Raw genomic sequence first — 1,787 nt, forward strand, 5'->3', positions numbered from 1 at the left:
GTCTGCCGCACACCGCCGCCGAAGAACATGTGACTGACAGTGAGAAGCAATCCCTGCTGACTCACTTGAAGAGCAGTCACAAGGCGAAAGTGGAAGAACCACGCAAGATCACGCTGCAGCGTAAAACCACCAGCACCCTGCGTGTGGCTGGTAGCAAGAGCATCAGCGTAGAAGTTCGCAAAAAGAAAGTTTTCGTACAGCGCAGCCCGGAAGAAATCGAAGCCGAGCGCCAGCGTGAACTGGAAGAGCGTCGCGCAGTAGAAAATGCTGCCCGTCAGAAGGCTGAAGAAGAAGCCAAGCAGCGCGCTGAAGAAGAAGCGCGTCGCCAGCCTGCTGCTGCGCCGTCCGCTGCTGCCGATGCTGTTGCAGCACCTGCGCCAGCCGCTGAGCCTGTGCGCGACACCGCGCCGGTTGTTGCTGCTGCGCCAGCTGCCGACACTCGCAAGCGTGACGAACAGCGTCGTCCGGACAAACCACGTGCCGACGATAACAATCGTCGCAGCGGTGGTGGTGATGGCGAGCGCAAAAACGCTCCGCATCGCGCATCGGTCAAAGAAAAAGCGCCGGCTCCACGTGTGGCGCCACGCACTACCGACGAAGAAAGCGATGGCTTCCGTCGTGGTGGTCGCGGCAAGGCCAAGCTGAAGAAACGCAACGCTCACGGTTTCCAGAACCCTACCGGTCCTGTCGTGCGTGAAGTGAAGATCGGCGAGACCATCACTGTTGGCGATCTCGCCCAGCAGATGTCGGTCAAGGCTGCTGAAATCATCAAGTTCATGTTCAAACTGGGCACTCCAGCGACCATCAACCAGGTACTCGATCAGGAAACTGCTCAACTGGTAGCTGAAGAGCTGGGCCACAAAGTGACCCTGGTCAGCGACACCGCCCTGGAAGATTCCCTGGCCGAGTCCCTGAAGTTTGAAGGTGAGGCAGTTTCCCGTGCACCCGTCGTGACCGTAATGGGCCACGTTGACCACGGTAAGACTTCCCTGCTCGACTACATCCGTCGTGCCAAGGTAGCTGCAGGCGAAGCCGGCGGCATTACCCAGCACATCGGTGCATACCACGTTGAAACCGACCGTGGCATGGTGACGTTCCTCGACACCCCGGGTCACGCTGCGTTTACCGCAATGCGTGCCCGTGGTGCCAAGGCGACCGACATCGTAATCCTGGTGGTGGCGGCGGACGACGGCGTGATGCCGCAAACCATCGAGGCTGTTCAGCACGCTCAGGCGGCTGGCGTTCCTCTGGTGGTTGCGGTGAACAAGATCGACAAGCCGGGTGCCGACCTCGATCGCATCCGCAGCGAACTGTCGGTTCACGGCGTGACTTCCGAAGAGTGGGGTGGCGACACTCCATTCGTTCCGGTTTCGGCGAAGATGGGTACCGGCGTTGACGAACTGCTCGAAGCGGTTCTGCTGCAGGCCGAAGTGCTTGAACTGACTGCCACTCCATCGGCTCCTGGCCGTGGTGTTGTCGTTGAATCGCGTCTGGACAAGGGCCGTGGCCCGGTGGCCACCGTGCTGGTTCAGGACGGTACGCTGCGTCAAGGCGACATGGTGCTGGTCGGCTCGAACTATGGCCGCGTGCGCGCCATGCTCGACGAGAACGGCAAGCCGATCAAGGAAGCAGGTCCGGCCATTCCGGTCGAGATCCTGGGTCTTGACGGTACGCCGGACGCTGGCGACGAGATGAGCGTGGTTGCCGACGAGAAGAAAGCCCGTGAAGTGGCTCTGTTCCGTCAAGGCAAGTTCCGCGAAGTCAAACTGGCTCGCGCTCACGCCGGC

General features: G+C 60.8%; 1 protein-coding gene. It reads left to right on the top strand.

What is annotated here, in order from left to right; translation table 11 throughout:
- Positions 1–1,787, top strand: a 1,787-nt coding sequence (gene infB / locus ACIOUG_RS27025; protein WP_401070232.1) for a translation initiation factor IF-2, incomplete at both ends; no start/stop codon positions are given.

This window comes from Pseudomonas sp. NPDC087803 (assembly GCF_044742995.1).
Classification (GTDB): domain Bacteria; phylum Pseudomonadota; class Gammaproteobacteria; order Pseudomonadales; family Pseudomonadaceae; genus Aquipseudomonas.